The following is a 25661-nucleotide window of genomic DNA, read 5'->3' on the forward strand; positions in this document are numbered from 1 at the left end:
CGGATGGTTGTTGGTACCCAATCAGCCCTGGAGGAAAATAGATGTCCAATCTCAGAGTCGCCGTCGACGTCGGAGGCACATTTACTGACGTCTGCATTTTCGATGAAGAAACACAACGCATGCGTGTCACCAAGGTCCCATCGACACCCGCTGACCCCATGCTGGCGATATTGAGCGGGGTGGAACGTGCCGAGATCAATCTGGCGGACGTGTCGCTGTTCTCACACGGCACCACGGTAGCAACGAACGCCCTGATTACCCGGAACTTTCCCCCCGCAGCCATGGTTACGACAAAGGGGTTCAGGGACGTCATCGAGATCCGGGACGGGACGAAAGACGACCTTTGGGACGCTTACAACGACGTAACCGGTCCCTACATCCGCCGCCGCGACAGGTTCGAGGTGACCGAGCGTATTGACTACGCCGGCAACATCGTCACTCCCCTGGACGAAGAGGAAGCCCGCCGTCTGGCCGCGGTGCTCCGTAAGCGCGGCGTCACAACCATCGCCGTCTGCTTCATCAACTCCTACGCCAACGCCGAGCACGAAATCCGGATGCGGAAAATCCTGGAAGAGGAACTTCCGGAAGCCACGGTCTCCACCTCGGCCGAGATCCTGCCCGAAATCTTCGAGCACGACCGATTCAACACCGCCGTCTCCAACGCCGTGCTGGGACCCCTGGTGTCCGGCTACGTCAGCCGCCTCGCCGATGAGCTCAAAACCGGCGGTTACGACGGCGACCTCCTGCTCTTGCACTCCGGCGGTGGTTCCATGACCCCGCGCATGGTCAAACGCTACCCGGTGCGCCTCGCAGCGTCCGGAATCGCAGCCGGCGCCATCGCGGCGAAGCACATCGCCCAGCAGTGTGGCTTTGAAAACGCCGTGAGCTTGGACATGGGCGGCACGTCTACCGATATTGCCCTGGTCTCCGACGGTGAGCTCCGCATCACCAAGGAATGGCAGGTTGAATACGGCCACCCCATCGTCTTTCCCAGCATCGAGGTTCTCACCATCGGCGCCGGCGGCGGCTCGATTGCGCACATTGACATTGCCGGTTCGCTGCGCAACGGCCCGCAGTCCGCGGGTGCCGATCCGGGACCCGCCTGCTACAACATGGGCGGCGAAGAGCCGACCAACTGCGACGCCAACGTGGTCCTGAACAGGCTGGGATCCACCCTGGCCGGCGGCGCGAAGACGCTGGACCGCGGGCTCTCGCAGGCGGTGATCAAGCGTGCCATCGCTGCACCGCTGGACATGAGCGAAGAGGAGGCCGCCCACGCTATCCTCCAAGTCGCGAACGCCAACATGGCTGACGCCGTCCGCCTGATCTCCATCCGCCGCGGCTATGACCCCCGCGACTTCGCGCTGCTCGCCTTCGGTGGCGCGGGCGCCCTGCACGGCGTAGAGGTTGCCAGGGAACTGAACATTCCCACCGTCGTCGTACCGCCCAACCCCGGCGTCACGTCCGCACTGGGCTGCCTCCTGGTGGATATCAGGCACGATCTGTCCGCGATGTACACGGCCGTTGCCGCCGTCGCCGATCCGGAAGACCTGGAGAGCAAGTACAAGGCCCTCGAAACGGAGGCCACCGCCCGGCTCCGCCACGAAGGCGTATCCGCGGAGAATTCGATCCTGCAGCGGATCATCTCCATGCGCTACCAGGGACAGTGGCGTTCGCTGGCCGTGAATATGGGAACCGGCGACGGTGCTCTGGAAGAAGCCATCCAGAGCTTCCACCAGCAGCACGAGCGCGAATTTGCATTCCGCCAGGATGACCAGCCCGTGGAAATCTACCAGCTGCAGCTCTCCGCTGTCGGCAAGACGCCCAAGCCCTCCTTCGCTCCGGCCACGGAATGGGTCTCCGAGCCTGGCGAGCCCGATTCGGTCCGGCCGGTGTACTTCGGTGAGGACGGCTGGGTCGATACGCCCGTCTACGACCGCACCAAGCTCGGTGCCGGCGCGACGTTCCAAGGTCCCGCCATCGTCGACCAGCTTGACTCCACGACGGTCGTGCCCCCGCGCACCACCGCCGAAATCGACGAGTGGCTCAACATCCGGATCCACCTCACAGAGTTCAAAGACGAGCAGGAAGCCCAATCATGACCGACGTGATCACCATTCCAGATCTCCATGTTGCCCACACCGATGCACGGCAGGCATCAGGCCTTGACCCCGTGACGTTCGAGGTGCTGAAAAACGCCTTCGTCACCAGCGTCGACCTGATGAGCGAGCAGATTCTCCGGACCTGCTATTCCTTCGTCATTTACTCCCGCGACTTCTCCTCCGCTCTCTGTGACGCGAATGGAAACACCGTCATGCAGGGCAGCGGCGACATTGCCGTCCACGTCGGTACCCTGCACTTCCAGTGCAAGGCCGTCATCGAAGAATTCGGCAAAGACATTCATCCGGGGGACGTGTTCGCCATCAACGACCCGTACCGGGGCGGCACACACTTCAACGACGTTAGCTTCATTCGGCCGATCTTCTCCGACGGTGAGGTGATCGCCTTCGCCCAGAACAAGGGCCACTGGGCTGACATTGGCGGCAACGTTCCGGGTTCATTCGATGTCAACGCCAAGGAACATTTCGGCGAAGGCCTGCGGATCACTCCCGTGCGGATCTGGAGCAAGGGTGTCTTCCTTCACGACGTCGCCCAGCTCCTGGTGTCGAACACTCGGGCACCGCGCCAGGCGATGGGTGACCTCCAGGCCCAGTCAGAAGCGACTGCCGTGTGCGAGCGTGAAGTCCTCCGCCTGGTGGACAAATACTCCAAATCGACGGTCGTCGCCGCGATGCAGGAAACCCAAGACTACGTTGAACGGATCGTCCTGCGCCGCCTGGAATCCCTGCCGCAGGGAGTTTGGGAGACCACCGATTACATCGACTTCGATCCGGGCAAGGGCGAGGGCCTGGTGCCCATCAAGATCAAGCTGACGCTGGACGGCAAGGGCATCCACTACGACCTGACCGGTTCCGCACCCGCAGTCGAAACCTTCCTTAACTCCGGCTACGGCACCACCCACTCTGCCATCTACGCCGGCACCAAGACGTTCTTCCCGGACGTTCCTCTGAATTCCGGTTTCTACGCCGCCGTCGATGCGGAAATCGGGCCGGAGGGGACCGTGGTCAATGCCGGGTGGCCCTTCGCGGTCACCGGGTTCTGCTCCGGTCCCTACGAAAAGCTGATGAACGGAATCTTCGAGCTGTGGTCCCAGATCATGCCCGAGCGCGCCATGGCATGTGCGTTCAACCTCGAATACCTCCTGGTGGGTGGCCGCGACGGCCGCACCGACGATGACCCCTACTTCATGTGGTACGACTGGATGGCCGGCGGCTGGGGTGGTCGAGCCTCCAAAGACGGGGCCAGCGCCACCGCTCCGGTCTTCGGTCCCGGTTTGGCCGTCCAGCCCATCGAGGGCCAGGAGCGGCTCTCACCCGTCCTGACCACCGTTCACCAGATCGGCACCGACTCCGGCGGGCCCGGTAGATTCCGAGGCGGCCTCGGCATCGAAAAGGGCGGCACTCTGGTCGACGCGACGAAGACCGTGATGAGCTACTGTTGCGACCGTGCACGCTCCATCACTTGGGGTATCGAAGGCGGCCTGCCATCCATCCCGCACGGTGTCTGGATGAACAAGGGCACCGATCAGGAAAAGTTCCTCGGGTCCAATTTCTCAGCCGTTCCGCTGCACTCCGGCGACTCATTCACACGCCCGTCCGCCGGTGGGGGCGGCTACGGCGATCCCCTGGAACGCCCCGTCGACGAAGTCCTCGAAGACGTTATCGACGAGTACGTGTCGATCGAACGGGCAGCGAAGGACTACGGCGTCATCATCCGCGAAATCGACCGCGAACTGGACCAGTTCGAGATCGACCACGCAGCCAGCAACGAGCTGCGCCAGCAGATCCGCACCGACCGCCCCGGCTGGCTGACCGCCGATCCGGTCGACGTGGCTGCGAAGTACCGCGCCGGAGAGGTGGACATGCTCGACGTGATCCGCCGCCACGGCGTGATTCTGGATTGGGGCACCGGGGAGCTTTTCCCCGAGACCACCTCGGAGTTTCGCAAGAGCATGGAGAAGCGCTCCTCGTCCCATTGGCACTAAGCGCATTCTGACCCACAACGGGCCCGCCGACGCTGATCGCATCGGCGGGCCCGGCACCTCGTTGTCCTGCAATCGCAATGGATCCGTGACCAGGGCAGGGAAAGTACCCAGTTTTTGCAGGAAGCGAACCCCGGCTCGAACCCCGCGTACCAAAGCCAGGTGCTGCTCCTCGAGCGTTCCGAGGCTAAGCCTCACCCTCCCTAGCTACTTCAACTGCTGTGAAAGGTGCGAAATTGTCGTACTCAATCTATGTCCTACCAGCAAGTATGCGTGCCGGAAGATGGTCCCTAACGATGGCTTGGTGGGCGGTGTTCTCCGCCATGTTCTGGATATACGTCGCCGTCGCTTCAGCAGGAGCAGTCGGCGTCGTGAACACCCTCATCGGAATGGCGCTAACCGTTGTCACCTACGGTGCCATCAACAAGGTTCTCTCACGCTATGCGGCGCGGACAGGGCTCACAGTCAGCCTCTTCTCCCGTACCCTTTTCGGACTCGTCGGTTCCGCGCTGGCGTCTCTGATATTCGCAGCCACGGCCATTTACTATGCGGTGTTCGAAGGATCCATCATTGCCGTCGCGTTCCACGAGTTCTTCGGTGGGAGCATCCTCATTTGGTATGCCGTGGTGGTTATCTACGCCATTCCCCTGGCCTTGGGTGGCGTGCAGAACTGGCTGGACAAACTCAACGGTGTCCTCCTCCCGCTTTATGTTGCCGGCCTGATCGCAGTGGTCGTCGCGGCCACCCTTATCAGGGGCGTCCCTACGGACTGGATTGGCCAGGCCGCCGTCTCGTCGGCGCTGCCGGGCTGGCTGACGTCGTACCTTATCTACATGGGCGTCTACATCATGATGATGTATACCTTCGACTATGCCAGGATGGGACGTCAGCAGGACGAGAAGTTCCTGGGAACCGTGACATTCGGCTGGGTTTTCTACGCATTCACGTTCGGGCTGAACGGGCTGGTTGGCATTTACATCATGAGCGCATGGCGCATTGAAGCCTCGGAAACAGGCGTCGTGCAGGCGTTTATCTCATCGCTGGGACTGGTTGGCCTCCTTGTCATCCTCATTTCACAGACGCGCATCAACACGGCAAACTACTACCTCGCATCGGAAAATCTGTCGGCCTTTGCCAGCCGGGTATTCAGGCTGGACCTGCCTCGCTTTGTCTGGGTCATCGTGACCGGGGCCCTGGCCTTCTTGCTCATGCTCACGGATGTTTTGAGTTACCTCCTCAAGGCGCTGGCGTGGCAGGGCGTCTTTGTCACCGCCTGGGTGGCCATCGCACTGGTATTCATTGGCCTGAACTGGAAAGCGCAGGATAAGGTCCCCGATATCCGGCCGGCCAATCTCAAGGGAATCAGCCCCGGGGCAGTAGCCTGGGTGTTTGCTTCAGCAGTGGGAATTGCACTCACCGAACAGACGGCGTGGCCGGTAGTTTCCCAACTCACTCCCCTGATCACCATGGCCCTGGCGGCGGGCGTGTACTACGGCGCCTACAAACTCTCACCGCCGCGTTTGATCAGTTCCGAACAGACCATCGACCCGGCCGATGAAGAGCTTGATCCTGCCCTCACACATTAGATATGAAGGGCCTTGAACTCGGCGGGTCCGGCAGTTTTCGCTGCCGGACCCGCGTCAGGGAGAAAACTACGGACTTTCTCCACGGTGCTGTCGGGTCCGAGTGTCTTTGGGCATATGATCATCGCGCCTTCCACATGGAGCGGATCAATTGCTTCAGACACCGAGGACCACACGGAGAACGCGTAGCGGACTCCCGATGTGTGAACTGGCGCCTTAGTAGGGATCGATTTTTGAGTTACCCTCGAGCGGTCCTAGAGGAATCGGATCATGCGCGTGTTGCCTAGGGTGTTGGGCTTCACGCGGGCGAGGTCCAGGAACTCCGCAACGCCTTCGTCGTGTGAGCGAAGGAGTTCCGAGTACACCACCGGGTCCACAGCGGACTGGTCTGCCATAACCTCGAAGTTGTGGCCCTTGAAGAAGTCCACCTCGAAGGTGAGGCAGAAAACGCGGGCCACACCCAATGCGCGGGCCTCTTCGAGCAGGTTCTCCAGCAGCACATGCCCCACGCCTTTGCCGCGCCAATCTTTGGAAGCTGCCAAGGTACGGACCTCTGCTAGGTCCTCCCACATGACGTGCAGTGCGCCGCAGCCGATGACCTCGCAATCGCTGGACTCGGCGATCTGGAACTCCTGCAGGCTCTCGTAATAAGCCACGGACTCCTTCGCCATTAGAATCCGCTGTTCGGCCAAGGGCGCCACCAACTTCTTGATGGCGGACACGTCGCTGGTGCGGGCACGCCGGATGTGGAAGGAGTCAGTCACAGGGCTAATCCTACGGGCCATGCCTGAGCTGTTTCGGGCGATTTGTACAGCCAGAGGCTCATGTTTTGACGAACTGTATGGTGACTTGTTTCAAGTGCCATCCCTACCATCGTGGGATAGCTGCGCGCCGTTCTGCAGGGAACTCTAAACCATGCTGGTTAAGGGCGTCCGCAGCCTCAGCGCAGACACGTTCGCCGAACCTTCTCGCTCACTTCTCGACAGGCTTTCCGGCCCCGCGCATCACATAAGGGGCAGTCGCGAAGTACCAAAAGCAGTGCCGCTCAGTGGTGTTGCGCAAAGAAAGGTAGACAGTGATGTTCGGTAGGCAGCCCGCACCCGTTGCAGATATCAACGAGGAGGAGCTCTCGGTCCACAAGCCCAAAACCGAGGCGGCCGGGGTTAAGGCGGTGATGGTGGCGCTGGAGCGCGCCGTGGCCCAGGCCGGGGTGTCCCGGACGGCCCAGTCGCTGCTGCGGCTGAACCAGCGCGGCGGCTTCGACTGTCCGGGCTGCGCGTGGCCGGAATCGGACAAGAAGCGCAAGGCGGCCGAGTTCTGCGAGAACGGCGCGAAGGCGGTGGCGGAGGAGAACACCCTGCGCACGGTCGGGGCGGGGTTCTGGGCGAAGCATTCCATCGCGGAGCTGAGGGGGAAGACCGAGTACTGGCTGGGCAACCAGGGCCGGCTCAGTGAGCCCGTGGTGATCCGCGAAGGCGAAACGCACTATTCGCCGATTTCCTGGGCGGACGCGTTCGGTCTGATCGGCGGGCACATGCGGGCCTCAACCCCTGACCGCTGCGTCTTTTACACCTCGGGGCGTACGGCCAACGAGACGGCGTTCATGTACCAGCTGTTCGCCCGGGCCCTGGGCACCAACAACCTGCCGGACTGCTCAAACATGTGCCACGAGTCCTCGGGTTCGGCGCTGAATCCGACCATCGGGATCGGCAAGGGCACCGTGTCCCTGGACGATATCCACGACGCGGAACTGATTTTTGTGGTCGGGCAGAATCCCGGCACCAACCATCCCCGGATGCTCTCAGCGCTCAAGGAATGCAAGGACAACGGCGGCAAGGTGGTGGCGGTGAACCCGCTGCCCGAGGCCGGGCTGTTCAACTTCAGGGACCCGCAGACCGTTTCGGGTGTGGTGGGCGGCGGCACGCCGCTGGCCGACGAGTACCTGCAGATCAAGGTGGGCGGTGACCTGGCACTGTTCCAGGCCCTCGGCCACCTGCTCCTGGCGGAGGAGGAACGGAACCCCGGCACTGTCGTCGACCGCTCCTTCATCGACGCGCAGACGGACGGCTTCGACGCGTACCGCGACGCCCGCAAGGCGCTGGACTGGGACGAAATCGAGAAGGCCACCGGCCTGGCCCGGACGCAGATCGAGGACGTCGCCGGAATGCTGATCCGGTCCAAGGCCACGATCTTCTGTTGGGCCCTTGGCGTGACGCAGCAGCCGCACTCGGTGGACACCATCAAGGAAATGGTCAACGTCCTGCTCCTGCAGGGCAACTTCGGCAAGCCCGGGGCCGGGGCCTGCCCGGTCCGCGGGCACTCCAACGTCCAGGGTGACCGGACCATGGGCATCTGGGAGAAGCCAAAGGAATGGCTCCTGGAGGCCCTCGACAAGGAATTTGGAATCCAGTCCCCGCGCGGCCACGGCGTTGACGCCGTGGAGGCCATGGAGGCCTTCGAACGCGACGACGTGGACGTCTTTGTGTCGATGGGCGGCAACTTCTCGCTGGCCTGCTCCGACACGGAGATGCTGGAGGCGAGGATGCAGCGGATCGGCCTGACCGTGCACGTGTCCACCAAGCCGAACCGTTCCCACGTGGTGCACGGGCGCACCTCGCTGATCCTGCCCACGCTGGGACGGACGGACAAGGATGACAAGCACCCGGGCGGCGCCCAGTTCCTGTCCGTGGAGGATTCCATGTCCGTGGTCCACTCCACCCGGGGCAGACTCCGGCCGGTCTCCGAGCACCTCCTGGCCGAACCGGTAATCGTCGCCCGGATGGCAGATGCCACCTTCGGCGAGGACCACCCGGTCAACTGGAAGGCCATGGCTGCGGACTATGACGTGGTCCGGGACCACATCTCCCGCGTCATCCCGGGTTTCCAGGACTTCAACACCCGGGTCCGGACCAGGAACGGCTTTGTGCTGCCCAACCCGCCGCGCGACACCCGGTCCTTCAAAACGGACATCGGCCGGGGACGCTTCACGGTCAGCCCGCTGGAATACCTGACTCCGCCGGACGGCCACCTGGTGCTCCAAACCATCCGCAGCCACGACCAGTACAACACCACGTTCTACGGCCTGGACGACCGGTACCGCGGGATCTCCGGCGGACGCCGCATGATCCTGATCCACCCCGAAGACCTGGCGGAACTGGGTTTCAAGGACCGCGACCTGGTGGACGTGGTCAGCACCTTCCGCGGGCACGACCGGAAAGCGGACAAGTTCCGCCTGGTGGCCTACCCCACGGCCAAGGGCTGCGCCGCCGCGTACTTCCCCGAAGCCAACGCCCTGGTCCATAAAGAAAACGTGGCCCGCGAATCCAACACCCCCGGGTTCAAAGCCATGTTCGTCCGCTTCGAACCGCATGCCTCGCTCGCGTCGAGCGAGGCAGTGGCACTGGCGGGCGCGCACGCCTGACTCTGCCGTTGATAGTTCGACGTGGGGACGGATGGAGGTGAAGGATCTAGCTGAACGGGTCCTTCCCTTTTGCCAGGCAAAGATGATCCACTTTTCAGTGGCACCGGAGATCGAATCACTCTGCAGGTCTCGGCGGAAGTGGCTGGCAGCCCTGAGAGCTAGTCAAAGCCAACCCTCCGCGGTCGCGCTGAGGTGCAAGGACGTAAAGGGCTAAGACGAGTTTGGAGTTGCCCCGACGAACCTCATGACAATCTTTCCCGTGTAGAAGCCTGAGGGTTGTATGCCGATTTGATGAAGCGTTCTCGTTCATTGGGGCTGGTCGCGGAGTCAGCTATGGTCCAGGCGAGTGCAGTGGCTGCCTCGAACATCACGCTGTACGCCTCAGGGGAGTCGGCAAATGCTGCGAACCCGTGTGAGTGGATTGGTACGTTCGCTCCAGGGATGCTCAGCCAGGGATGCAGGGTAGGAATTACCTGGGAGACGTTGCCCATATCAGTTGATCCACCGCTCATGCCGGCGGAGCTGGTTGTCTCCTTGCCGAACCTGGACATGGCGTCAGTCCAGTGTGCAGCAAGGGCGTTGTCCTGCACTAACGGTTCGTATGCGGGTTCTGTAGCCTCAATGGTCAGCGTTGTTCCGGTGGCCAGGGCGGCTCCTTCGAAACAGCCGCGGACGCGCTCAAGCAAGGCTTCATATTCCCTTAGGGTGAATGCTCGGCACTCAAACTCGACTACCGCCCGTTCCGGAATGATGTTCGTGGCGTGCCCGGCCTCAGCTACAAATAGAGCTATTCGGTGGTCTCCAGGTATTTGCTGGCGCAGTAACCCTACGGCGACTTGGCTCAGCACAGCTGCATCTGCAGCGTTTATTCCCAGATGGGGTGCTGCTGCCGCATGGGCGGCCTTTCCAATAAATATCGCCTTATACCTGCCCATCGCCTGGGCGCTGGTACCTGCTGGGTTATAGGTTAATCCGTCCTGGACTGGATGGACCATCAGGGCGAGGCCGATACCGTCAAACGCTCCACGTTCAAGAAGAAGCACCTTACCGCCGCCGCTCTCCTCAGCAGGGGTTCCAATGGCTTTTAGCGTGATGCCGAGCTCGTCTACATAGGGTCGCAAGGCAAGGGCCGCGGCGACGGAGGCACCTGCAATCAGATTGTGCCCGCACGCATGTCCAATGTCGGGAAGCGCGTCGTATTCCACGCACAATGCCACCTTCAGATCGCCGCTCCCCACTGTGGCTGTAAAAGCTGTAGGAAGGCCACCAGTGCCACGCTCAACTGTGAAGCCGCCTGTGGCCAGCAGCGCCGCTGCTGCCTCGGACGAACGGACCTCCTCGAAAGCCACCTCGGGGTTGGAGTGGATTTCGTGGGCCATTGCCTGAACCTGCGACTTCCACTCCTTGACGCCTTCTGCAAGGGCGGTGCGCAGACTTGCCATACCGATTGCTGTGCCTTCCTGATTTCATGAGTATCGCCTGCTTAGGCAGGACAATAACGAGTCGGCCCTGGCTGCCTCAGAAAGGTCGAACCATCCGACATCTCTGTTGGCTTGCTGGAGTGATGACCATCGAGGCACCTCAGCCTATGCCCAATAGAGCAGCACGACGGGTGAGCGCTGCTGGTGCAGGAGCTGCTCGCCGGAAAGCTAAGCGCTGCACCACTTCGTTTAGATATCCCCTGGGCGGGAACCCGGCGCTCATCGAATGTGTCAGGGTCAGCTCGAGAAAATCTGAAGCCCAAAATTTCGGTGTCTACGGAGAAAAACGTCCGGGGGTCTGACCAGGCTTGAGATCAATACAGCGAAAATATCGGGCTCTGACCTCCGCGGGCCTCGTAGTCGTCCGAGGATATCTGTGTACATCTCAACTCTGCCATGAAGGGACTCTATCGATGGCAGGGAGAGCAATGATGGGCAATTCCGGCGATCAGTACAGACAAAAGCGGATGTTTTGACGAACTGTACGGTGACTCGTGTTTGGGGCTTCCCTACGATCAGGGGACAGCCTGATTCTCCAAAGCGGCATCCATGTTCAGGTGTTCGCAATCGAAACCACGCGAAGGAAGGCATATTCATGCTGCAGCTTCAGGTGAATCGTTCAGACAGTTTGACCGTCGACGCAAAAACAGGGCATCACGCGCCTTCCAGTGGCTGGTGGCGACCCGAAAATGATCCCCTCCTCGTCCGTTACCTGCAGCAAGGAGAGATCATGCCTCCGCTGCATGGCTCACAGACCGTGTGGACGCTCGTTCGCAATGTGCCCCCTTCGGTAAGAGCCAGCTCCCGAAGCACATACTCCTGACGTGCAACGTCTTGTCGTTCCCCCTTTCACCTACAGATTGAGAGAAGAGAAAAGCTCATGAAAAGCAGAATTCTAGTTCAAAGCAAGAACACCTCCCGGCGTATCGGATCACCTGAAGAAGTGCCCGGTACTTCCTCGTCTGTTGCCGGTGCGCAGCAGTCCGGGTGGGTAGGCTTGGCAGGTAAGCAGGAGCACGCCGATCGGCGGCCGGCCGAATCGACGCACAGGGCCGCATACGGCGCTCAGAACCGCTAGCAGAACTGCGCCGGTTTCCTGCAGGCTTCACTTGTCGCCCGGCGCTTTTGCGGCTGGCAAGAATCCTATGAGCCAGCAGACTCGGTTCTGTCGCTGTCGTTCTCATCAGGAGGGACCGACGGTATTTGTGCGCCGCCTTGTGGAGTGCCCACAGAACCAGCGCTCCTTGACATGTCACCTCTCTGGAAGCTGGGCTTCAGTTTGGTAGGACCCGCTGCTGAGCGGGTGACCCTCTCCTCTACTTATAGCGTGTCTTTTGTGACCGTCATCTCCAGAGATAATCAGGACGATGATCCCTACGATTGCACCGATCAGTGTCTCGACGCCGCGTTCGGAGAGGAGGACATAGGGGTCCGCATGTGCAGCGAGCTGGGTAACGAGAAGTATCACCGGTGTGAACGACACCATGGCCAGGCCGTAGTGGCGCATCATGAAAAGTTCGGTGGTGAACTGGAAGAAGATGATGGCAATCACCAGCGCAGGTGCGTCTCTCTGTGCGTCCAGCTGCCAAGGCGAAGGCAGCAGAAGGACTGCGACGATGACAAGGCCAAGAAGCGTTCCCACAACCCTGTGGATTCCGCGATAAATGCCGCCGGCCAGATATGTCGCGGCAAGCGGTACCGCCGCAGCCGCCATGGCCCAATGCGGGTACGCGCTTCCACTAAGCACGCCAGCGGCTCCAGCCGTGCCGACCGCAAGGACGTAGCGTCCGGCATGGATGAACGCCCTTTGTTTTCGAGGGCCGGCAAGGGCTGCCGTATTTCGGGTTCCATTGGGTCGCCACGCCCTTTCCCGTATCCAGCCAAGAAAACCGACGGAGATAGAAGTGGCCGCTGAAGCCACGCCGATGAGCACAGCAAAGAGCCATGGAACCGTTGTGGGGATCGAGGCACATGCCCCAAGGGCGAGGATTCCAAAAAAGGGTCCGCTCGGCTTAAAGTTCAGCCTGTCCGCGACAAGCGATCCCACTCCTGCCAGGAGTGTTTCGACGCCCACGAGCCACCAGGAATGGAGTCCACTAACCGACAACCCGGTGCCGATCATCACGCCGGTCACGAGCATACCGGCTGCCTGCAGTTGGTGTTGGAGACGGAGTTGGTGGGGTTCGGTCCTGCCATACATGCCAGTCAGCGCGCCAAAAAGGGCGTAGATAACCAGCTCTGGGTGTCTGAACATCAGTAGAGTCAACGATGGGATTGCCAGGCCTGTGCAGACCCGTAGGGCCGAGAAGTGATCCCTGCTTGGAGGCGCAAAGCTGTGGAGTGCTCGGACGTGATGTTTCACGGACCCTGCTCCTCACCAAATCGCTGATTGTCTGCTCTGCACTAGACCCAAAGCACGTAGCCAAGATCTTTGTGGAAGTACTCCCGGCGATCAGTGACATCGGCGGCCAACCATAGGCCTGAGCCGTCCGGCATTTCTTCTTCGACGATCCCCCGGCGAACTACGTCTTCGTTGCGACGGATCTCCACGATGTCGCCCACATGGTTCTGCCAGCTTGCTGTCTGGCGGAGGTGTGAGATGGCGTGCCACTGCTCGAACATCAGCGTTCCAGGAGCAGTGCGTCGCCCTGGCCCCCGCCCCCACATAGTGCAACGGCGGCCCGGCCCGTTTCACGGCGGATGAGTTCGTGTACGGCCGTGACAACCAGCCTGGCCCCTGAAGCGCCGATTGGGTGTCCGATGGCAACTGCGCCACCGTGTATGTTGATCCGATCCTCGGGCACGCCGAGCAGTCCACCGGAATGCGAAGCAACTGAAGCGAAGGCTTCATTGATCTCAACCAGGTCGAGTTCTTCGGCCGGCCAGCCTTCGCGCTCCAGAGCGGCGCGGATGGCTTTAGCGGGTTTGTCCGGCAGGGATGTGTCAGGACCGGCGATTTGTCCGTGGGCCCGAAGGACTGCGAGGACATCCCATCCATGTCTCTGGGCGGTCTCCCGAGTGGTCAGCACAACTGCCGCGGCGCCATCGGTCAAAGGTGAGGCGTTGCCCGCCGTCACAGTCCCGTCCGGAGAGAATGCGGGGCGCAGACGGGCCAGCGACTCCTGTGAAGCATCGGGGCGGATGCCTTCATCCTGGGTGACTTCGAGGATGCCAGTTCGTGTGGGAACCTTCACAGGGATAATTTCCTGGGCCCACACGCCTGACTCTTGGGCGGCAGCTGCTCGCAAGTGGGAGGTAACGGCGACGGTGTCTTGGGCTGCACGTGATATTCCAAGTGCGGAGTTCGCGCGGTCAGTGGCCAGGCCCATGGCCTCGTGGTCGAATGCATCTGTTAAGCCGTCCTGGGCAGCTGCGTCCACCAGAGTAAGCGCCCCGTATAGATTCCCGGTCCGTGTTCCTGCGACAAGGCGGGGGGCTTGGCTCATCGACTCCTGGCCGCCGGCGACGACGACGGCTGCGTCGCCGAGGCGTAGCATTCGGGCGGCCTCAATGATGGCCGACAGTCCCGAGAGGCACACTTTGTTGACTGTCACTGCGGGTGCGCTCAGGGGAATCCCCGCGGCTACTGCGCTCTGCCGGGCAGGGTTTTGTCCGGCCCCTGACTGGAGAACTTGTCCCATGATGACGGCATCGACGGTGCCTGCCGGTACGCCGGACCGTGCAAGGGCGCCAGCGATGGCTGCTCCGCCCAGTTCAGTGGCGGAAAGTGGTGCCAGTTGGCCCAGGAGTCGTCCCTGAGCGGTGCGTGCTGCGCCGACGATGACGACATCCCTTGGATCGGGTACTCGTCGGAAGTTGGATTCTGTTTTCACTGCGGTTGCTCCGGGATTGTTGGTGGCGACGGCCCGAAAAATGGCCGTTCTTCGTTTTGAACGGTTATGCGCGGTCATGTAGCGAGGAGTCGGGTAAGACCGCCGGGCCGGAAGTTGGCACCGAGAGTCACGCAGCGGTCGATGTCCCCCCACGTAGCGACGACGCCCTCGTCCAGCATCAGCTGGGCTTCTTGTGCCAGGGCATCGTGGACGCGACGCCGTACCCGGTCCGGGTCAACTTCGTGCGGCTCCGGGGGCAGGATCAGGGCTGCCGGCGGAACCTTGCCGTTTTCATCGAAGAAGCCCGGCAGTCCGGCTTCGACGACCGCCGTGAGAGCAGCTGACCGGCCGAAACGATCGGGGTAAGCGCGGTGCAACGTGTCGCAGATGTGCCGTTGCACCGCGGGACCGATGCAGCCGATCAGGTGCAGGGGCGTCATAGGCAAATCCCACGGTTCCAGGGAGCGGTCAACGGTAGCGGGCTCCCCGCCCATATCGATTTCGGCCAGTATTTCGCTAAACAGGCGCGTGAGTAGCCGATTGACGACAAAGCCAGGAGTGTCAGCGACAGGTACGGCTGTCTTGCCCAGACCTACGGCGAGATCCGATGCGGTGAAGAGAGCGGCGTCCGATGAGAACGGGGTGCGGACCAATTCGACGAGCGGGAGGACAGCGACCGGATTAAAGAAGTGGAACCCGAGCACCCTTTCGGGGTGCCTGAGGCCACGGGCCATGCCGGTGACCGGAAGCGAGGACGTGTTGGTGAGCAGGAGGGCATCCGGCCCGATGGACTCCTCCAGCTGCCGGAATACGTTGCGTTTGGTTTTTTGGTCCTCGAAGACGGCCTCGATGGCGGCGTCGCACCCCCTGAACTCCGAGGGATCGGTGGTGCCCCGGATCAAACCGGCGATTTCCGCTGCCTCGCCTGGTTGAAGCCTGCCTCGAGACTCCTGCCGATCAAGGTGTCCGCGCATCCTGTGGAGGGCTGCGGACACCCGGTCGGCGGAAAGATCGCTGATGAGGACCGGGATGCGGAGCTTGTCCGCGACCAGAAGGCCGAGCTGACTCGCCATGAGACCGGCGCCGACGACGCCGAAGGTTTTAATAGTTTTCGGCCGCCCCGGGTTTTCGGCTGATACCGGCACGGGGTCAGCCGTTGAAAGACTGTGAGACATCTGATCCTGCTTCTGTGCCTACCCGCGGAGGTAGACCGTTGTCGTGTGTGTGTAGAAGTCTTTGGCAGCGCCGCCCTGTTCCTTGGGCCCGAGGCTGCTCTTCTTTGATCCGCCGAACGGCACGTGAGGATCCGAACCAGCAGATTCCGAGTTGAGGTGAAGGATGCCCACATCGAGGGCGTCGACTGCTTCCAGCACTGTCGCAAGGTCACGGGTGAACAATGCTGCGGACAAGCCGAAGTCGGACTCTTCGGCCAAACCGAACGCCTCCTCGGGGGTCGCGGCGCGGCGGACCGCCAGGACGGGGCCGAAAAGTTCTTCTCGCCAGGCGAGGTTGGTAGATCCGGCCTGACCAGTGGGGAGCTCCAGCACAGTCGGTGCGATGAAGGCGCCGGGAGTACCGGCAAAGGGATTCTCGGCAGATGTTCCGGCGATGGCGACCGCACCGGCTTTTACGGCTGCATTGATTCCGCTCGTGATGGACCTGCGTGCCGCCTCGTTGATCACAGGCCCCATCTGTATTTCTGGGTCAACGGGGTCCCCGGTCAGCCAGCCGCTGAGCCGGAGCGTGAGGCGCTCCAGGAATTCGTCGGCGATGGAGTCCGCGAGAATGAGCCGTGAAGTTGCGGTACATTTCTGTCCAGTGGAGCGGAACGCCCCGAAAAGCACCTGTTCCGAGGCTAGATCCAGGTCAGCATCGTCCAGAACCAGCGCCGCGTTCTTGCCCCCCATTTCGCCTTGCATGGGAATTCCCCGGACGGCAGCTTGGGCCGCCAGTGCACGTCCGACCCCTGAGGAGCCGGTAAAGGACATGGCGTCCACGCCAGGGCTCTGAACAAGGGCAGTCCCGAGAGAGCCGGGCCCAACGACAAGGTTAAGTACGCCCGCGGGCAGCCCGGCGGCAACGAGCGCTTCGGCTAAGCTCATGGCGAGAAGCGGGACGGTGGAAGCCGGCTTCCACACCACCGCGTTACCGTGCACCAGGGCGGGCGCGATCTTCCATGCCGGGATGGCGATCGGAAAATTGAACGGGGTGACGATGCCGACTACGCCCAGCGGCTTGCGAGTTACGAGTTACGAGGATACGTTCCCCGCGCCGAGGCGAAGCAAAGTGCTCCCCGGCCACGCGGTCACCCTCTGCGGCGAAGTAGCGCAGAATTTGAGCTGCACGCAGCACCTCTGCCCTTCCCTCGGTGAGGGTCTTGCCTTCTTCGCGGGAAAGTTCGAGGCCAAGTACGCCAGCTTGCGACTCAAGGGCTGCGGCGGCCCGAGACAGGACGGCGCCGCGTTCGTGGATCGGGGTGCGGTTCCATGCCCGTTGTGAGACGCGCGCTGCCAGGACGGGCCTGTCGAGATCCGCAAGGACGGCGGTGCCGCCTTCGGCGACGCTCTCCTCCGGGCGGCTGGGATTTACAGAAGTGAGGTGGCCGCCGTTGCCTGCTACCCAGTCTCCGTCTATGAGGAGCCGGAGCTGCGCCGTCTCCGTCGCACCAGGGGCGGTGCCTGACGTGGCCGGCGCAGCTACGGGGGCACTCACCGAAAGGCTCCTATACCTGTTAGCTTCTGGCCAAGAATGAGGGTGTGGACCTCATCGGTGCCTTCGTAGGTACGAACGGATTCAAGGTTGTTCGCGTGGCGAAGGGGCGAGTGTTCGAGGGTTATCCCGTTTCCGCCCAGGATGGTGCGTGCTTCGCGGCAGATTTCGATCGCTTCGCGACAGTTGTTCAGTTTGCCCACGCTGATCTGATGGTTCTGCAGCTTGCCGGCATCCTTGAGCCGTCCCAGGTGCAGGGCCAGAAGAAAGCCCTTGTTGATCTCGAGTGCCATGTTCACGAGCTTCTGCTGAGTCAACTGATAACCGGCCAACGGCCGGTCGAACTGCAGCCGATGCTTGGAGTAATCTAGGGCATCTTCGAAGGCGTCACGCGCGGCACCCATGGTGCCCCAGGCAATGCCATAACGTGCCTCGTTGAGGCAGGCGAAAGGGCCGCGGAGGCCAGTGACATTTGGCAGGACCGCGTCGGCAGGCAGACGTACGTCATTCAGGGTGATGTCACACTGAACAGAAGCACGCATTGACAGCTTTGGTTCGATCGGTGTGGCGGTGAAGCCGGGAGTTTTGGTTGGTACGACGAATCCGCGTACGCCAGTGTCCGTCTGGGCCCAGATAACTGCCACCTGGGCCACGTTGGCGAGTCCGATCCACCGCTTGGTGCCGGTCAGTATCCAGTCCCTGCCGTCACGGCGGGCAAAGGTGGCCATGGCAGAGGGGTCCGAACCGGCGGTGGGTTCCGTGAGGCCAAAGCATCCAATGGCCGTACCAGCAGCCATCTGGGGAAGCCATTCCTCTTTCTGTTCCTCGGAACCGTGCTTGGAGATCGCAGACATGGCCAGAGAGCCCTGCACGGACACGAAAGTGCGTATGCCTGAATCACCGGCCTCTAGTTCGGCAGCAGCCAGCCCATAGTCCACTGCGGTTCCCCCGGCGCAGCCGTATCCTTTCAAATGCATTCCAAGCAGGCCGAGTTTCGCGAGATCAGGGACGATTTCCAACGGGAACCGGGCCTCTTCGTACCAGGTGGCGATGTTCGGTTTGATCTCCTCCCGAACGTAGGTCCGGACCCGGTCGCGCAGTGCAATCTCCTCATCCGTGAGGAGAGTATCGAAAGAGATCAGGTCCGAAGGTTCGAGTGCGGTAACGGCCTCGATGTCGGCCGAACTAGGGGCGAGAGTCATGATGTGGTCCCTCCTGGGCATAAACGACTTGGGAACGGGCGGCACTTTGAGGGGTGGAGGTAAACGTCTTGCTTTTGGTCTGACGCAGCCACTCCAGCACTTCCTCGGTGTGCTCGCCGAGAGCGGGTGGGGCCTGGGTCCGCGGTGGCAGCGCCGGCGTCCAGGTGATCGGATGGCGGATTTGGCGGCCGGTGACGTTCCCGTCTGTGTCATGGACTTGAATTGTCGGTTCCAGACCCAATGTTTCGGCGTACGCGATGCCTTCATCTATGCTGGCCACGCGGCCGGCGGGTACTCCCGCAGAAACGAGCTGGTCCTGCCATTCCGTCGCTCCGGCGCGTGCGAGCCCGTCTTCCAGCAGTTGGACAAGTTCCCGGCGGTGCTTGACCCGCGCTGAGTTGGTGACAAATCGGGGATCAGCGGCCAGCTCCGGATTGCTGATGGCGCTGCAGAGTTTGGCGAACTGTGAGTCGTTTCCCACGGCAACGGCCAGTGGGTCATCACTCGTGGCAAGAAGCTGGTACGGGACGATGGAAGGGTGGTCGTTGCCCAGTCGCGTAGGAGTAACACCGGCTCCTAGGTACGCCTGAGCTTGGTTGGCTAGAGCGCCCTGCAAGCTTGAGAGGAGATTGACCTCGATCCGCCTGCCGCGACCCGTTGAATTGCGCTCTGAAAGGGCGGCGAGGATGCCGATCGTGGCATCTTTCGCTGTCAGTACATCAACCAGGGCGACGCCTACTTTGTAGGCGTCGCCCTGCGGGTCGCCGGTAATACTCATCAGTCCGCCGACAGCCTGAACTATGAAGTCGTACCCGGGCAGATCACGGCCGCCTTCCGAGCCGAAGCCCGAAATTGATGCGTACACCAGGCCGGGATTCTCCTCGGCCAGCACCTCATATCCCAGGCCCAGTTTGGCGAGCCCGCCGGGTTTGAAGTTCTCCACCAAGACGTCGGCGCGGCGTGCCAGTTCCCGGGCGAGCCCCAGGTCCCCGGGGTCGGTCAGGTCAAGGGTGACAGACTCCTTATTCCGGTTAACGCTTTCGAAGTAAGTCGCACCTGTCTTTGAGGAAGGTGGCGCCCACGCCCGGGTGTCATCCCCGGTTCCGGGCCGCTCAACCTTAATGACGCGGGCACCGAGATCAGCCAGGGTCATGGTCGCGAGCGGACCGGCAAGCACGCGTGAGAAATCGGCGACGACAATCCCATCAAGTGGCGCGCCGGAGCCCGCTCCCGACCTCATAGCTGACCCCGCCCGGTCCACCCGTCCCCGGAAAATCATGACAATACCGACCGAATGGATGCCTCCAGCACCGCAAGGCCCTCGCCAAGGACGTCCGCCTCGATCCCGAGCGGAGGGAGCAGCCTGATGATATTTCCGTTGGTTCCGCAGGTAAGAGTCAGGACACCATGAGCGTTGGCAGCCTTCGCCGCCGCGGTGGCAAGGTCTTTGCGGGGTCCGGAGGCGTCGCTGAACTCGATCGCCATCATCGCACCCCTGCCGCGAACGTCCGCGACGCCGTCCAGTGCGACGAGTGGTTCCAGACGGTGACGCACCGCGGCTTCGATGGCAACGGCGTTCTCCAAAAGGGTGCCGTCTTCTAGAATTTCGAACACGGCCAGAGCGGCCTCACAGGCTACGGGGTTGCCAGCATAGGTTCCGCCAAGGCCGCCGGTGTGGACAGCGTTCATAAGCTCGGCACGGCCGGTAGCGGCCGAAAGCGGCAGGCCGCCGCCGAGGGCCTTAGCGGTCAGTGTGATGTCACCGGCGATTCCGTCGTGCTCGGACGCGAACAGCGTTCCGGTCCGGCCCATGCCGGCCTGGATCTCGTCGATGACCAGCACGATGCCGTGGCGGGTAGCGATTTCACGAAGGCCTTTGAGGAATCCGGGGGCCTGGAGAATGAACCCGCCCTCGCCCTGGATCGGTTCGATGACCATGGCGGCGAAGGTTTCCGCGCCGTTTTCGGCGAGAAGCACCTCGATCTGCTCAAGGGCCTCCCCCGGTCCGTCAGGGGAGGTGTGGGCGGGGGCGGTCGGTCCGCGGAAAACAGAGCCCGGCAAGGGTCCAAAGTTGAGTCGGTACGGGTTTTCCTTTGCCGTCATCGCCATCGTGAGCTGCGTGCGTCCGTGGTATGCCTCGTCGAAGACGAGAATGTTGGGGCGGCGAGTGGCGGCCCTGGCGACTTTGATCGCGTTTTCAACTGCCTCCGCACCGGTGGTGAACAGTGCGGTCCGCTTCTCGAAGTCGCCAGGGGTGTGCTCATTGAGCCATCGGCAGACCTCGACGAAGGACGAGTATTCGGTCACCATGAAGCAGGTGTGGGTGAAGCGCTCGAGCTGGGCGGCGGCGCGCTTGGCCACCTTCGGGTTTGCGGCGCCAACGCTGGTTACGGCAATGCCTGAGGCGAAGTCGATGAGATGGTTTCCGTCAACGTCTACGAGCAGCGCGTCCTGCGCGTGGTCGATGAATACGGGCAGGGTGATACCAAATGCGTCGGTGACGTGCTGGCGGCGTTCGGTCTCCAGCTCGCGGGAACGCGGTCCCGGGAGCTCGGTGAGCAGGCGGCGTGCTGTGGCATTAACGCTGGCCGGATCGTTGGCCTGATTTGCTGCGAGTTCTGATGTGACAGTCATAGGTCCTCCTCGTGTGGTGAAATCCACCATAGGGACAGTCCGATGGCGTGTCGTTGGACGATCTGTCCAAAGATATTCAAGGATCAGTCTCAGCGTACAAAACTGATCGCCTATGATTTACCCATGATCACGCTCGCGAGGCTTGTTGAGGCTGCAAAGCGGGACCTGGCGCCCTACTGGCCCATACCGCTCCCCCGCGTTGAACTGACGGGGGTCCACGTATCCGAGCTGGAGGATCCCACGATGTTCCTCTACGGAGGCGAGCTTCTCCTCACCGTCGGATTGCAGCTCACCGGCCTGGATGGAGACGCACGCCAAGAGGCGGCTAAAAATTATGTGCAACGTCTGGTGGAAGGCGGCGTGGCTGCGCTGGGTCTCGGATTGGGCTCAGGACATGCGATGGTGCCGGACGAACTGCGGGCCGCCTGCGTGGACGCCGGCCTTCCCCTTCTGACCATTCCCCGCGAGTCCCCCTTCCTGGCCGTGTCGCGCGCCTATTGGGAACTTGTCAGGCAAGGGGGCGAAGCTGAACTCACTGCTCTGTTAGGGCTTCAGGTGGCGTTGACGCGGGCCGCGGCCCAGGATGACGCGGAACCGGAGATCGTGCGCGAATTGTCGCGCGCCCTGGGAACCTGGGTTGCATACCTGCCTGAAGGTGACGGGACCCCATCGTCCGCCGCCAGCGGTGCTGAGTTTCCACCCGGACTGCTGGCGGAACTGACACGGGAATCTGCCATCTTGAGGAACGCCCGGCGAGGCGCCACGGGCAATATACAACTGGCATCCGGTGTTGCTTCCCTCTACCCGGTATCTGACGGTCCGGCGGCTTCGGGGTACCTTGCGTTGGGCAGAAGCGGGCAACTGGCAGCTGCCGAGCGGCACTTGTTCCTCACGGCATCCACGCTCCTGGCCGCCAGGGCAGCCGGACAGCGACACGCGGCCGCTGAGCGTCGGCGTGCCGAAGGCATGCTCGCGGCCCTGGTCCTGGAAGGACATGACGACGCGGCACGCCTCCTCGCAAAGCAGATGGATTCCGGTCCACTACCCGAAACAGCATTCGTCGCCGTCCTGCCCGATACCGAACATCTGGTCACGCAGCCCGCTCTGTCCGGTCTGGTACTCGAACGCTCCGGCGTCACATTTGTGCTGCAACCAGCGTCGAGCCCATATCCGAGGCTGCCGAAAGGTGTCCGCGGTGCATGGGGTGGCCCGATGCCTCTCCGGCGCCTCCACGAAATTGGAGCGCAAGTCGCCGAGGTCGCCGCCTCAGCGCCCGCCGGACAGCTGATACGCGTTGGTCACGGCCTCGACCTGCCAGCCGATGAGTGGGTGGATGAATTGGCGGCACGCCCCGGCCACCTCCTTGAAACGGTCCGCGCGTACCTTGCCCACCGCGGTCAATGGGAGGCTGCCGGTCGCGAACTAGGTGTACACCGGAACTCAGTGCGCTACCGAATCGCCCAGGCTAAGGAACTGTTGGGGGCTGACCTGGATGACCCCGACGTAGCAGCCCAACTCTGGCTCGCCCTCAGAGGCCGCTTCCAGACGACCAATAAAGACTAGAGCGCATACCTCGCGCACGGGACGGCTGGCCGCTCGCAGCGGATCCCCATCCCTGATGCCAGGCGCTCTCCCTATCCGCCTCCAAACCTCCACAAAACCCAGTGGCAAAACCGTGCCCGCACGCCTTTTGACGTTTCGTACAAAGGAAAGCACATATATCGACTTTCCGCACCGTGACGCGGGCTCCCAGCCTGCCTACTCTCAATGGACAGTCCGTCGTCGGAGGAACACTCCCCTCGGGAATGAGCACACCCGTTGCAGGAGGAACGATGAGCAACATGAGGCAGCACACATCGTGCTGCTCAGCGCCGCACGCTCCCTCCCCACAAACCTTCACCTGCACAGCTTTACTGCACCACTGAGAGGACAATCGTGACGATCGAAGATACGAAGTCAAACGCGATGCCGGCCACCGGCACCAGGACCATACGCGGGGCGGTACTTGAGGCCATCGGGGCAGAGCGGCCCTACGCGGACACCCGTCCCATCCATGTGGAAAACCTTGAGCTCGAAGGTCCAGGCAAGGGCGAGATCCTGGTCCGCATCGAGGCGGCCGGCGTATGCCACTCTGACCTTTCCGTAGTCAACGGAAACCGGCCGCGGCCGGTCCCGATGCTGCTCGGCCACGAGGCAGCCGGCATTGTGGAGGAACTGGGCGAGGGCGTCAACGACATCTCCCTGGGCCAGCGCGTCGTCATGACCTTCCTCCCCCGCTGCGGTGAATGCGCCGGATGCAACTCCAACGGTAAAACGCCGTGCGAGCAGGGCAGCGCCTCCAATACGGAAGGTAGCCTGCTGGGCGGGAACCGCAGACTCTCCCGCGAGGGTCAGCCCGTCCAACACCATCTCGGAGTCTCCGCGTTCGCCACCCATGCCGTGGTCTCCCGCCGTTCCGTGGTGCCCGTGGGATCGGACGTCCCGGCGCACATCGCCGCTCTACTCGGGTGCGCACTGCTCACCGGCGGAGGAGCCATCCTCAACGTCGCCAAGCCTGCACCTTCCGCCCGGGTAGCCATCGTCGGTCTCGGCGGAGTAGGCATGGCGGCACTCATTACGGCCATCGCCACCGGGGTCGAACACGTCGTCGGTATCGATACCTTGCCGGCAAAACTGGAAGCCGCCCGAAACCTCGGTGCCGCTGACGCCATGACCTCGGCTGATGCCCTGGAACGCGGCGAAAAGTTTGACGCCGTCATCGAAGCCGCCGGACACCCGCGCGCTCTGGAAGCCGCCATCGCACTGACAAAGCCCGGCGGCATCACTGTCACCGTCGGACTGCCCGCACCCGGCCAGTCGGTCTCCATCGACCCGCTGACACTCACAGCGGAGGCCCGGTCAATCGTGGGCAGCTACCTCGGCTCGGCGGTCCCGGAACACGACATCCCGATCTACGAACAGCTCTGGCGATCCGGCCAGCTGGCCGTTGAAGGCCTGGTCTCAGACACCATCCGTCTCGAAGAAATCAACCGCGCCATGGACACGCTCGAGGGCGGCCACGCACTGCGCCAAATCATTACCTTTTCCTGACCACCCACATTCCAGCTCCGAAAAGAGAACATCATGACCTCCACAAATGACCACATCTACAGCGCGATCATCATCGGCGCCGGCTTCGGCGGCCTAGGCCAGGGAGCCCAGTTCGTCCAGGAAGGCATTGAGGACTTCCTGATCCTCGAGCGCGGCAACGATGTGGGAGGCGTATGGCGCGAGAACACCTATCCCGGTGCCGCATGCGACACCCAGGCGCTTGTGTACTGCTACAGCTACTTCCTGAACCTCAAGGTATCCCGGATGTTTGCCGGCCAGGAGGAACTCCAGGGCTACCTGCGCTCCATGGTTGAGGAATTCGGGCTCGGCAAGCACATCCACTTCGGCCAGAACATCACCGCGACTGAATGGGACCAGGACCGCCGCCTCTGGACCGTGCACACGGCCGACGGCTCGGAGTTCCTGACCCGTTCGGTGGTGGCTGCCTGGGGCCAGCTGAACGAACCGAACATCCCCAACTTCCCCGGCACCGAAACCTTCGAAGGCGTAGCCTTCCACTCCTCAAAGTGGCGGCACGACCTTGACCTGACCGGCAAACGCGTCGCTTCCATCGGCTCCGCTGCAACTGCCGTTCAGTACGTGCCCGAGGTTGCCAAGATCGCATCGAACCTGACCGTATTCCAGCGCTCAGCCAACTACATCCTCCCCCGTGACCAGTACATCTTCACGGAGGAAGAGAGCGCCCGCTTCCAGGAAAACCCGGACACCTACCGCCAGTTGCGCCAGGAAATCCACGAATTCCGCGAAGCCGGATTCGAACGTACCCGCCGCCACACCGCAGCTTCCGAGGAAGGAGTCGAACTGGCCCGCCAGCACCTCGAGACCCAGGTCTCGGACCCTGAACTGAGGGCCAAGCTCACCCCCGACTACGACTTCGGTTGCAAGCGCATCCTGCGGAGCGACGATTTCTACCCCGCCCTGACCCGCGAGAACGTAGAGCTCGTGACAGAGGCAATCACCGAATTCACTCCCCGGGGCCTGCGCACCGCTGACGGCGTCGAGCACGAATTTGATGTCATCATCTACGCCACCGGGTTCAAGAGCCACGCCTTCATGGGATCCATGCGCGTCGCAGGGCGCGACGGAATCGGCCTCGACGAGCGGTGGGGCAACGCCCCGGAAGCCTACCTGGGCATCACCGTCGACAACTTCCCCAACCTCTTCCTGGTTTACGGCCCCAACACCAACCTCAACCACAACTCGGTCGTGTCAATGTTGGAGGCCCAGCACCGCTACATCGCCCAGGCTGTCCAGTACATCGCAGCCGGTGAATCACGGTTCCTGGAAGTAGACCGGGCGGTCGTCGAGAAGTTCAACGCACACGTTCAAGAAGAACTCCAGAAGTCCGCGTTCTCCTCCGAATGCTCGTCCTGGTACAAGAACGAGGACGGCCGCGTCATCAACAACTGGTCCGGAACTGTCGAAGAATACCGGGCCCACACCCACGACCTCCAGCTTGACGATTACCTGCAGCTGGCCGAATCCGGGCCCGCAAAGTGACAAAAACCGACCGGTTCAGCGGGAGGCCCGTAGCACCGGACGCTGCAGAGGTTCTGCAGAAATTCCGGGCCTCCGGCGGGCGCCC

Annotated in this window: 18 protein-coding genes; 7 read left to right on the forward strand and 11 right to left on the reverse strand. The window is 62.3% G+C overall.

Annotated elements, in window-relative coordinates:
• Positions 1-41 precede the first annotated feature (41 nt).
• The 3 genes from ARTB_RS07940 (at position 42) to ARTB_RS07950 (ending at position 5688) form a co-directional block, all read left to right on the forward strand.
• On the forward strand, positions 42-2102 hold the full coding sequence (locus ARTB_RS07940) for a hydantoinase/oxoprolinase family protein (RefSeq protein ID WP_243178564.1): 2061 nt from the start codon (positions 42-44) through the stop codon (positions 2100-2102).
• Complete coding sequence (locus ARTB_RS07945) at positions 2099-4105, forward strand: hydantoinase B/oxoprolinase family protein (protein ID WP_243178566.1); 2007 nt, start codon at positions 2099-2101, stop codon at positions 4103-4105. The genes ARTB_RS07940 and ARTB_RS07945 overlap by 4 nt, the downstream gene beginning before the upstream one ends.
• A gap of 368 nt (positions 4106-4473) precedes the next feature.
• On the forward strand, positions 4474-5688 hold the full coding sequence (locus ARTB_RS07950) for a purine-cytosine permease family protein (RefSeq protein WP_243178573.1): 1215 nt from the start codon (positions 4474-4476) through the stop codon (positions 5686-5688).
• Positions 5689-5939: 251 nt separating this feature from the next.
• Here the strand turns inward: ARTB_RS07950 and ARTB_RS07955 are convergent, their stop codons facing one another.
• The gene (locus ARTB_RS07955; protein ID WP_243178576.1) at positions 5940-6449 is read right to left on the reverse strand and encodes an amino-acid N-acetyltransferase; all 510 of its coding nucleotides are present in this window, start codon (positions 6447-6449) and stop codon (positions 5940-5942) included.
• 311 nt (positions 6450-6760) lie between these two features.
• Between ARTB_RS07955 and ARTB_RS07960 the strand changes: the two genes are divergently transcribed.
• Positions 6761-9106: an FdhF/YdeP family oxidoreductase gene (locus tag ARTB_RS07960; RefSeq protein WP_243178577.1), complete on the forward strand. Its 2346-nt coding sequence runs from the start codon at positions 6761-6763 to the stop codon at positions 9104-9106.
• A 242-nt stretch (positions 9107-9348) separates the two neighbouring features.
• Here ARTB_RS07960 and ARTB_RS07965 read toward each other — a convergent pair whose 3' ends face one another.
• From ARTB_RS07965 to ARTB_RS08010, 10 genes are all read right to left on the reverse strand, one after another.
• Positions 9349-10548 carry an amidohydrolase gene (locus ARTB_RS07965; protein ID WP_243178578.1) on the reverse strand — a complete coding sequence of 400 codons (1200 nt, stop codon included), beginning with the start codon at positions 10546-10548 and terminating at the stop codon, positions 9349-9351.
• A gap of 1291 nt (positions 10549-11839) precedes the next feature.
• Positions 11840-12949, reverse strand: a complete 1110-nt coding sequence (locus ARTB_RS07970; RefSeq protein WP_243178583.1) for an FUSC family protein — start codon at positions 12947-12949, stop codon at positions 11840-11842.
• Between the two features lie 41 nt (positions 12950-12990).
• Positions 12991-13209, reverse strand: a complete 219-nt coding sequence (locus ARTB_RS07975; protein WP_243178584.1) for a hypothetical protein — start codon at positions 13207-13209, stop codon at positions 12991-12993.
• A complete protein-coding gene (locus ARTB_RS07980) occupies positions 13209-14420 on the reverse strand; it encodes an acetyl-CoA C-acyltransferase (protein ID WP_243178585.1) in 1212 nt (403 codons plus the stop codon). Before ARTB_RS07980 ends, ARTB_RS07975 begins: the two co-directional genes overlap by 1 nt.
• A gap of 74 nt (positions 14421-14494) precedes the next feature.
• Positions 14495-15595, reverse strand: coding sequence for a 3-hydroxyacyl-CoA dehydrogenase family protein (locus ARTB_RS07985; RefSeq protein WP_279294090.1), 1101 nt, complete (start codon positions 15593-15595; stop codon positions 14495-14497).
• 18 nt (positions 15596-15613) lie between these two features.
• Positions 15614-16651 carry an aldehyde dehydrogenase family protein gene (locus ARTB_RS07990; protein WP_279294111.1) on the reverse strand — a complete coding sequence of 346 codons (1038 nt, stop codon included), beginning with the start codon at positions 16649-16651 and terminating at the stop codon, positions 15614-15616.
• Positions 16566-17132 (reverse strand): aldehyde dehydrogenase family protein, encoded by a 567-nt coding sequence (locus tag ARTB_RS07995; RefSeq protein WP_243178588.1) that lies wholly within the window; start codon positions 17130-17132, stop codon positions 16566-16568. The genes ARTB_RS07990 and ARTB_RS07995 overlap by 86 nt, the downstream gene beginning before the upstream one ends.
• Complete coding sequence (locus tag ARTB_RS08000; protein WP_243178589.1) at positions 17129-18331, reverse strand: acyl-CoA dehydrogenase family protein; 1203 nt, start codon at positions 18329-18331, stop codon at positions 17129-17131. The genes ARTB_RS07995 and ARTB_RS08000 overlap by 4 nt, the downstream gene beginning before the upstream one ends.
• Positions 18315-19571 (reverse strand): CaiB/BaiF CoA transferase family protein, encoded by a 1257-nt coding sequence (locus tag ARTB_RS08005; protein WP_243179584.1) that lies wholly within the window; start codon positions 19569-19571, stop codon positions 18315-18317. Before ARTB_RS08005 ends, ARTB_RS08000 begins: the two co-directional genes overlap by 17 nt.
• A 35-nt stretch (positions 19572-19606) precedes the next feature.
• Complete coding sequence (locus ARTB_RS08010) at positions 19607-20965, reverse strand: aminotransferase class III-fold pyridoxal phosphate-dependent enzyme (RefSeq protein WP_243178593.1); 1359 nt, start codon at positions 20963-20965, stop codon at positions 19607-19609.
• 123 nt (positions 20966-21088) lie between these two features.
• On the opposite strand from ARTB_RS08010, the gene ARTB_RS08015 reads away from it, so the two are divergent.
• The 3 genes from ARTB_RS08015 to ARTB_RS08025 all read left to right on the forward strand — a co-directional run bounded on the left by ARTB_RS08015 (position 21089) and on the right by ARTB_RS08025 (position 25576).
• Positions 21089-22528: a PucR family transcriptional regulator gene (locus tag ARTB_RS08015; protein WP_243178594.1), complete on the forward strand. Its 1440-nt coding sequence runs from the start codon at positions 21089-21091 to the stop codon at positions 22526-22528.
• 402 nt (positions 22529-22930) lie between these two features.
• Positions 22931-24055, forward strand: a complete 1125-nt coding sequence (locus tag ARTB_RS08020) for an alcohol dehydrogenase catalytic domain-containing protein (RefSeq protein ID WP_243179585.1) — start codon at positions 22931-22933, stop codon at positions 24053-24055.
• Positions 24056-24088: 33 nt separating this feature from the next.
• On the forward strand, positions 24089-25576 hold the full coding sequence (locus ARTB_RS08025; protein WP_243178597.1) for a flavin-containing monooxygenase: 1488 nt from the start codon (positions 24089-24091) through the stop codon (positions 25574-25576).
• The last annotated feature ends 85 nt before the right edge of the window (positions 25577-25661 follow it).

This window comes from Arthrobacter humicola, assembly GCF_022803015.1.
GTDB lineage: Bacteria > Actinomycetota > Actinomycetes > Actinomycetales > Micrococcaceae > Arthrobacter > Arthrobacter humicola_A.

Coding starts and splice junctions, on each gene's coding strand:
- ARTB_RS07940 (WP_243178564.1), top strand. CDS start 42: ATGTCCAATCTCAGAGTCGCCGTCGACGTCGGAGGCACATTTACTGAC.
- ARTB_RS07945 (WP_243178566.1), top strand. CDS start 2,099: ATGACCGACGTGATCACCATTCCAGATCTCCATGTTGCCCACACCGAT.
- ARTB_RS07965 (WP_243178578.1), bottom strand. CDS start 10,548: ATGGCAAGTCTGCGCACCGCCCTTGCAGAAGGCGTCAAGGAGTGGAAG.
- ARTB_RS07975 (WP_243178584.1), bottom strand. CDS start 13,209: ATGTTCGAGCAGTGGCACGCCATCTCACACCTCCGCCAGACAGCAAGC.
- ARTB_RS07985 (WP_279294090.1), bottom strand. CDS start 15,595: ATGTCTCACAGTCTTTCAACGGCTGACCCCGTGCCGGTATCAGCCGAA.
- ARTB_RS08000 (WP_243178589.1), bottom strand. CDS start 18,331: ATGACTCTCGCCCCTAGTTCGGCCGACATCGAGGCCGTTACCGCACTC.
- ARTB_RS08005 (WP_243179584.1), bottom strand. CDS start 19,571: ATGAGGTCGGGAGCGGGCTCCGGCGCGCCACTTGATGGGATTGTCGTC.
- ARTB_RS08010 (WP_243178593.1), bottom strand. CDS start 20,965: ATGACTGTCACATCAGAACTCGCAGCAAATCAGGCCAACGATCCGGCC.
- ARTB_RS08015 (WP_243178594.1), top strand. CDS start 21,089: ATGATCACGCTCGCGAGGCTTGTTGAGGCTGCAAAGCGGGACCTGGCG.
- ARTB_RS08020 (WP_243179585.1), top strand. CDS start 22,931: ATGCCGGCCACCGGCACCAGGACCATACGCGGGGCGGTACTTGAGGCC.
- ARTB_RS08025 (WP_243178597.1), top strand. CDS start 24,089: ATGACCTCCACAAATGACCACATCTACAGCGCGATCATCATCGGCGCC.